The 7870-nt window shown below is 74.5% G+C and carries 6 protein-coding genes; 2 read left to right on the top strand and 4 right to left on the bottom strand.

The features are described from left to right. Together ACIQOV_RS17255 and ACIQOV_RS17250 are read left to right on the top strand one after the other, a co-directional pair. A partial coding sequence (locus tag ACIQOV_RS17255) for a hydantoinase B/oxoprolinase family protein (RefSeq protein WP_401049331.1) occupies positions 1-1834 on the top strand: 1834 nt, incomplete at its 5' end. A 282-nt stretch (positions 1835-2116) separates the two neighbouring features. Continuing rightward, positions 2117-2941, top strand: coding sequence for a hypothetical protein (locus ACIQOV_RS17250; RefSeq protein WP_401049329.1), 825 nt, complete (start codon positions 2117-2119; stop codon positions 2939-2941). Positions 2942-3011: 70 nt separating this feature from the next. On the opposite strand, the gene hypE is transcribed toward ACIQOV_RS17250, so the two are convergent. The 4 genes from hypE to hypF form a co-directional block, all read right to left on the bottom strand. Continuing rightward, the gene (hypE, locus tag ACIQOV_RS17245; RefSeq protein ID WP_401049332.1) at positions 3012-4109 is read right to left on the bottom strand and encodes a hydrogenase expression/formation protein HypE; all 1098 of its coding nucleotides are present in this window, start codon (positions 4107-4109) and stop codon (positions 3012-3014) included. Between the two features lie 7 nt (positions 4110-4116). Further along, a complete protein-coding gene (hypD, locus tag ACIQOV_RS17240; protein WP_401049328.1) occupies positions 4117-5271 on the bottom strand; it encodes a hydrogenase formation protein HypD in 1155 nt (384 codons plus the stop codon). Then, positions 5268-5582, bottom strand: coding sequence for a HypC/HybG/HupF family hydrogenase formation chaperone (locus ACIQOV_RS17235; RefSeq protein ID WP_401049326.1), 315 nt, complete (start codon positions 5580-5582; stop codon positions 5268-5270). Before ACIQOV_RS17235 ends, hypD begins: the two co-directional genes overlap by 4 nt. A 6-nt stretch (positions 5583-5588) precedes the next feature. Next, positions 5589-7870: carbamoyltransferase HypF (gene hypF, locus ACIQOV_RS17230; RefSeq protein ID WP_401049325.1), on the bottom strand; the 2282-nt coding region annotated here is incomplete at its 5' end.

The following is a 7870-nucleotide window of genomic DNA, read 5'->3' as shown; positions in this document are numbered from 1 at the left end:
ATTCCGCGCCGTCGAGGGCACCGGCCTCACCGAGCAGCCCGAACTCGGCACCCTCTCCCCCGCGGCCGCCCCGGCCGAGCCCGTCGCCGTCCGGCTGTACGCCGGCGGCCGGTGGCGGCGGGTCCCGCTGCTGGAACGCGAATCGCTGCGCGCGGACGACACCGTCACCGGACCCGCCGTCATCGCCGAGGCCAACGCCACCACCGTGGTGGACACCGGCTGGAAGGCCACCGTCACCACCGCCGGACACCTCCTGGTCGAGCAGGTCGGGGCCACCGCCGAGGAGGCCGTCCCGACCGCCGCCGACCCGGTGCTGCTGGAGGTCTTCAACAACCTCTTCATGGCGATCGCCCAACAGATGGGCGCCCGACTGGAATCCACCGCCCAGTCGGTCAACATCAAGGAGCGGCTCGACTTCTCCTGCGCGCTCTTCGACCCGGACGGCAACCTCGTCGCCAACGCCCCCCACATCCCCGTCCACCTCGGCTCGATGGGCACCACCGTCAAGGAGGTGCTGCGCCGTCTCGGCCCGAAGCTGCGCCCGGGCGACGCCTACGCCGTCAACGACCCGTACCACGGCGGCACCCACCTGCCCGACATCACCGTGGTCACCCCTGTCTTCGACCCGGACGGCGACGTGGTCCTGTTCTTCGTCGCCTCGCGCGGCCACCACGCCGAGATCGGCGGCACCTCTCCCGGCTCGATGCCCGCCGACAGCCGCGAGATCCACCAGGAGGGCGTACTCTTCGACACCTGGCCGCTGGTGGTGGACGGGCGGCTGCGCGAGGAGGAGACCCTCCGGCTGCTCACCGACGCGCCGTACCCGTCCCGCGACCCGGACACCAACCTCGCCGACCTGCGCGCCCAGATCGCCGCCAACCGCAAGGGCGTCGACGAGGTCAACGCGATGATCGGGCACTTCGGCCCGGACGTCGTCCAGGCCTACATGCGGCACGTCCAGGACAACGCCGAGCAGGCGGTGCGCCGCGCCGTGGACGGGCTGAGCGACGGCTCGTACCGCTACGAGACCGACTCCGGCGCCGTGATCGCCGTCTCCGTGCGCGTCGACCGCCGGGACCGCAGCGCCACCATCGACTTCACCGGCACCTCGCCCCAGCTCGACGGCAATCTCAACGCCCCCTCCGCCGTCGTCACCGCCGCCGTCCTGTACGTCTTCCGCACCCTCGTCGCCGACGACATCCCGCTCAACGACGGCTGCCTGCGCCCGCTGCGGATCGTCGTGCCGCCCGGCTCGATGCTCGCCCCGGAGTACCCGGCCGCCGTCGCCGCCGGGAACGTCGAGACCTCGCAGGCCATCGTCGGCGCGCTCTACGCCGCGCTCGGCGTGCAGGCGGAGGGATCCGGCACGATGAACAACCTGAGCTTCGGCAACGCCGAGCACCAGTACTACGAGACCATCGCCTCCGGTTCCGGTGCCGGCCCCGGCTTCGACGGCGCGGACGCCGTCCAGACCCACATGACCAACTCCCGCCTCACCGATCCGGAGGTCCTGGAGTGGCGGCTCCCGGTCCTGGTCGAGGAGTTCGCCGTCCGCCCGGACAGCGGCGGCAACGGGCGCCGGCACGGCGGCAACGGCGTCCTGCGGCGGCTGCGCTTCCGCGAACCGATGACGGTCAGCCTGCTCACCAGCCACCGCCGCGTCCCGCCGTACGGCCTCGCCGGCGGCTTCCCGGGCACGCTCGGCGCCAACCGCGTCCTGCGCGCCGACGGCACCGTCGAGGAACTGCCCGGCTGCGGCACCACCGAGGTCGCTGCCGGGGACGCCTTGGAGATCCGCACCCCCGGCGGAGGCGGCCACGGCGGCTCTGCCTGACGCGGTCCGGCCGGTCGGCCGTCGACGCCGGCGGCCGACCGGGCCCGCCTCCCCGGTCCCGGCCGATCCCCACCGGCCTGGGCCGGTCGGCCCTGCTGCCCGGTCGAGCCAAGCGGGGCCCCGCTCCGGAGCATCTCGTACAGAGACCGGGCGGACGGAACCGACGACGCGAGCGGTGGAGGAGCGGCTGGACGTCTGCGTGACCGCCCTGATGGGCGCACGGGGCTGAGCCGGGGCGGGCCCGGTAGATTCACTCCCCCACCACCGACCGAGGGAGAACCCGTGCCCGACCGGCCCAGCCTGCTGTACGTGACGGACCTGGCCTACCCGGCCCGCGGACGGCGGTACGGCGACGAGGACGTCTTCCTCACCTCCCGGCTGCGGGAGTGGTTCGACCTGGCCCTGTGCCACCCGCTGGACGCCCGGGCCCTGATGGGGCGCTTCGACGCGGTCGTGGTGCGCAACAGCGGTCCGGTGCTGCACTACCGGGAGGAGTACGCCCGTTTCCGCGACCGGGCCCTGGCCGACGGCGTGCGGGTCTACAACCCGCTGACCGGGCGGGGCGACATGGCCGGGAAGGGGTACCTGCTGGACCTGACCGAGGCGGGCCGCCCCGTCATCCCCACGGTCGACCGGCCGCAGGACCTCGACCGGCTGCCCGCCGCCGACCGCTACGCGGTCAAGCCCAGGGAGGGCGCGGACAGCATAGGCCTGCGCTTCCTCACCCGCGACGAGCTGGACGGGCTCGACGCGTGGGGCGAGGTGCTGGTCCAGCCGCGGATCGACTTCCGCTACGAGGTCTCCTTCTACTTCGTGGACGACGCCTTCCAGTACGCCCTCCACGCGCCGGATCCGGCCCGGCGCTGGGTGCTGGAGCCGTACGAGCCGAACGCGGCCGACCTCGCGTTCGCGCGGAGCTTCGTCGACTGGAACACGCTCGCCCACGGGATCCAGCGGGTGGACGCCTGCCGCGCGCCGGACGGGAGCCTGCTCCTGGTCGAGCTGGAGGACCTCAACCCGTACCTGTCCCTCGACCTGGTCGCCGAGGAGGTCCGGGAGGGCTTCGTCGAGGCCCTGGCGGATTCACTGCACCGCTTCCTGGGCTGACCGGCCGGGGCGGAACGACGGACCGCCGCCCCGGGAGGCGTCTCCCGGGGCGGCAGCAGCGGGCGCGCCGTCAGCAGATCCGCGGCAGTTGCTCGCCCATCGGCAGGTCGACCACCCGGGTGCCGCCGAAGCCGGTGCGGGCCACGACCATCCCCGGGTGCTCCTCGACGCACTCGCCGATCACCACCGCCTCCGCGCCGAGCGGGTGGGCGCGCATGGCGGCGAGCACGGCGTCCGCCGGGCCGCGCGGGACGAAGGCGACGAGCCGGCCCTCGTTGGCGATGTACATCGGGTCCAGGCCCAGCACCGCGCAGGCGTTGGCCACCGGCTCCGGGACGGGGACGGCGGCCTCGCTGAGCACGACGCCCACTCCGGCGGCGGCCGCGATCTCGTTGAGCGCCGCCGCCAGGCCGCCCCGGGTGGGGTCGCGCAGCACGTGCAGGTCGGCGGTGGCCGCGAGCATCGCCTCGACCAGGCCGCCGAGCGCCGCGCTGTCGCTGCGCACGTCGACGCCGAACTCCAGTCCCTCCCGGACGCTCATGATCGCCACGCCGTGCAGCCCGATCGGCCCGCTGACGATCACCACGTCGCCGGGCCGGGCGCGCTGCGGGCGGATGTCGACCCCGGCCGGGACGATCCCGATGCCCGCGGTGTTCAGGTAGACGCCGTCCCCGTGCCCGGCCTCGACCACCTTGGTGTCCCCGGTGGCGATCTCGACCCCGGCGGTGCGGGCGGCGGCGCCGAGCGCCCTGGCGACCCGGTCCACCACCGCCATCTCCACCCCCTCCTCCAGGATGAAGCCGCAGGACAGGTAGGCGGCCCGGGCCCCGCTCATGGCGAGGTCGTTGACCGTGCCGTTGACGGCGAGGTCGCCGATGCAGCCGCCGGGGAAGAACAGCGGCCGCACCACGTAGGAGTCGGTGGAGAAGGCGAGCCGGGCCCCGCCGAGCTCCAGCACCGCGGAGTCGCCGAGCCCGGCGAGCACCGGGCCGCCGAAGGCCGGCACGAAGAGGTTCTGCACCAGTTCCGCGGACAGCGCCCCGCCGCCGCCGTGGCCCATCACCACCCGGGGGTGGTCGCGCAGCGGCAGCGGGCAGCTCCAGCCGGAGAAGTCGGGCCGACCGGCGTCCGGTTCGGCGGACGGTCCGGCGGGCGCCTCGGTGAGCAGTTCGGTGTCAGCCAACGCGGCTCGCCTCCTGGGTCTCCTGAACGTCCTGCATCCGGACGGACGTCGCACCCGGCACGCCGAGCCGCCGGTACAGGTAGTACGCCGCGCACGCCCCCTCGCTGGACACCATCGTGGCGCCGAGCGGCGTGCGCGGTGTGCAGACGGTGCCGAAGGCCTCGCACTGGTGGGGCTTCAGCAGCCCCTGCAGCACCTCGCCGCTGCGGCACTCGGCGGGTTCGCGGGTGGTGATCCCCGAGACGTCGAAGCGGTGTTCGGCGTCGTGGTCCCGGTAGCGGGGCGAGAGCCGCCAGCCGCTGCGCGGGATCACCCCGATGCCCCGCCAGGCGCGGTCGCCCACCTCGAAGACGTCCTCCAGCATGGCGCGGGCCGCCGGGTTGCCCTCGGGGCGGACGGCCCGCGGGTAGGCGTTGTCGACGGTGTGCTCCCCGCGCTCCAGCTGCCGTACGGTGCGCCGGATGCCTTCCAGGATGTCCAGGGGTTCGAAGCCGGTGACGACGATCGGCACCCGGTGGCGCTCCGCGAGCGCCGGGTACTCGTCGGTGCCCATCACGCTGCAGACGTGTCCGGCGGCGAGGAAGCCCTGGACCCGGCAGTCCGGCGAGTCCATGATCGCCTCGATCGCGGGGGGCACCCGGACGTGGGAGACCAGCATGCTGAAGTTTCGCAGCCCCTGCTTCCTGGCCAGGTGGACGGCCATGGCGTTCGGCGGGGCGGTGGTCTCGAAGCCGATGCCGAAGAAGACCACCTCCTTGTCCGGGTTCTCCCGGGCGATCCGCAGGGCGTCGAGCGGCGAGTACACCACCCGGACGTCGCCGCCCTCACCGCGCACCCGGAACAGGTCCCGGTCGGTGCCGGGCACCCGCAGCATGTCCCCGAAGGAGCAGAAGACCACCCCCGGCCGGGCGGCGATCGCCAGTGCCCGGTCGATCATCTCCAACGGGGTGACGCACACCGGGCAGCCCGGCCCGTGGATCAATTCGACTTCGTCCGGCAGGAGTTGGTCGATGGCGTGCCGGATGATGCTGTGCGTCTGGCCGCCGCAGACCTCCATCAGCGCCCACGGCCGGGTGACCGTCGCCCTGATGTCGGCGAGCAGCCCGGCCGCCAGCTCGGGGTTGCGGAACTCCTCCAGGTACTTCACCGTCCGGCCTCCTCGGTCTCTTCCGCCGCTCCGACCGCACCCGCCGCCGCCCCGGCGGCCTCCCACGGGTCGCCGAACTCCTCCTGCAACAGCCCGAGTTCCTCGAAGAGGGCGAGGGTACGCCGGGCCGACTCCTCGTCCAGGCGCTGCAGCGCGAAGCCCACGTGGACGATCGCGTAGTCCCCCACCGCCAGGTCGGGCAGGTACTCCAGGCAGACGTCCTTGATCACGCCGCCGAAGTCCATCACCGCCATCCTGGTCCCGTCCCGCTCGCCGATCTCCGTCACCCTGCCGGGCACCGCCAGGCACATCCGCGCTCACTCCTCCCGGGTGGCCGCCGACCGGGCGGCCACCATCAGCTGGCCCAGTGCCAGCCCTCCGTCGTTGGGCGGCACCCGGCGGTGCCGCAGTACGGTGAAGCCGTCCTCCCCGAGCCCGCTCGCGCAGGCGGAGGAGAGCAGCGCATTGGCGAAGACCCCGCCGCTGAGGGCCACGGTGGTGGTGCCGTGCCGTTCCCGGACGGCGGCGCAGATCCGCCGGACCAGCTCGGCCACCGCGCCGTGGAAGCGGGCGGCGACCAGCCCGGCGGGCGCACCCGCGGTAACGTCGGCCACCACCGCGGCCAGCACCGGCCCGGGGTCGGCGATCCAGCCGTCCGCCCGCGCCGACAGGCCGAACGCGTAGCCGCCCGCCCGCTGCGCCGCCCCGCGCACAGGACCGTCCTTGCGGCTGAACTCGCAGGCCGCCGCCTCCAGTTCGATCGCCGCCTGGGCCTCGTATCCGGCCCGCTGGCAGATCCCGGCGAGCGAGGAGACCGCGTCGAACAGCCGGCCCATGCTGGAGGTCGGCGCGCAGTTCAGCCCCCGATCCAACTGGCGCTCCAGCAGCCGTAGTTCCTCGCCCTCGCAGGCCCGGACCGGCGGCAGCTGCGGCAGCCGGGGCAGCCCGGCCGCGCGCAGGTGGGCGAGCGCCGTCCGGTAGGGGCGCTCGACGGCCGCGTCCCCGCCGGGCAGCGGCACGTACCGGAGGTGGGCGAGACGGCGGAACCCGTCGTAGTCCGCCAGCAGCACCTCGCCGCCCCAGATCGCGCCGTCCTCGCCGTAGCCGGTGCCGTCGAAGGCCACCCCGAGCACCGGCCGGCCGCCGTCCAGGCCGTGTTCGGCCATCACCGCGGCGATGTGGGCGTGGTGGTGCTGGACCCGGTGCACCGGCCGGCCGGCGGCGGTCCGCTCGGCGTGCCGCAGCGAGCGGTAGCCGGGGTGGCGGTCGGCGGCCAGCAGTTCGGGCCGTACGCCGCTGACCGTGCCGAGCTGCTCGACCGCCCGCTCGAAGGCCCGCAGGGTGGCCAGGTCGTCCATGTCGCCGATATGGCCGGACAGCCAGGCGTAGCCGTCCCGGGCCAGCGCGAAGGTGTTCTTGAGGTCGCCGCCGACGGCCAGGACGGGGCGGACGGGCACCGGCAGCGGGATCGGGAGCGGCGCGTACCCGCGCGAACGGCGCAGCGGAAGCTGTTCGCCGTCCACCACCCGCACCACGGAGTCCTCACAGGGGACGTGGATCGGCCGGTCGTGGGTGAGCCAGCCGTCGACCAGCGGGGCGAGCCGCTCCAGCGCCTCCCGGTCCTCGGTGACGATCGGCTCGCCGGAGAGGTTGGCGCTGGTCATCACCAGCAGGTCCGGCCCGGGGGCGGCGAGCAGCAGGTGGTGCAGCGGCGTGTACGGGAGCATCACCCCGAGGTCGGGGCTGCCCGGGGCCACCGCCTGGGGCACCGGCAGGCCCGTGCGGCGGAGCAGGACGATCGGCCTCACGGGCCCGGTGAGCAGTTCCCGCTCGACCGGGTCGACGGGCAGCAGGCGTTCGACGGTGGCGAGGTCGCGGGCCATCACGGCGAAGGGCTTGTCGCCGCGCCGCTTGCGCCGGCGCAGCAGGGCGACGGCCGCGGTGTCGCGCGCGTCGCAGGCGAGGTGGTAACCGCCGATGCCCTTGACGGCGAGGATCGCGCCCTCGGCGAGCAGCCGTCGGGCCTCCGTGAGGGCCTGTTCCCCGGCGAGTCCGGGGCGTCCGGGCACGGTCAGCGCGAGTGCCGGCCCGCAGGCGTGGCAGGCGACGGGCTGGGCGTGGAAGCGGCGGTCGGCGGGGTCGGTGTACTCCCGGGCGCAGTCCGGGCACATCGGGAAGCCGGCCATGGTGGTGTTGGCCCGGTCGTACGGGAGGCCGGTGACGATGGTGTGCCGGGGGCCGCAGTTGGTGCAGCTGATGAAGGGGTGCCGGTGGCGGCGGTCGGCCGGGTCGGCGAGTTCGGCCAGGCAGTCGGCGCAGACGGCGGTGTCGGGCGGGATCAGGGTGGTGCGGGGGCCGTCGGGGCTGGACGGGACGATGCGGAAGCCGGTGGCGCCGGTGGTGGCGAGCGGCGCGTGTTCCACCGAGTGCACCTGGGCGAGCGGCGGCGCGTCGCCGGCCACGCGCCGGCAGAAGGCGTCCAGGGCGTCCGGGCTGCCCTCGACCTCGGCCAGGACGCCCTCGCCGGTGTTGGTGACGGTGCCGGCCAGGCCGAGTTCACCGGCCAGCGTGTGGACGAACGGGCGGAAGCCGACCCCCT

Origin of the sequence: Kitasatospora sp. NPDC091257 (assembly GCF_044757675.1) — a bacterium.
GTDB classification, from domain to species: Bacteria; Actinomycetota; Actinomycetes; order Streptomycetales; family Streptomycetaceae; genus Kitasatospora; species Kitasatospora lactacystinica.
This window is presented reverse-complemented; position numbering and strand designations above follow the sequence as displayed.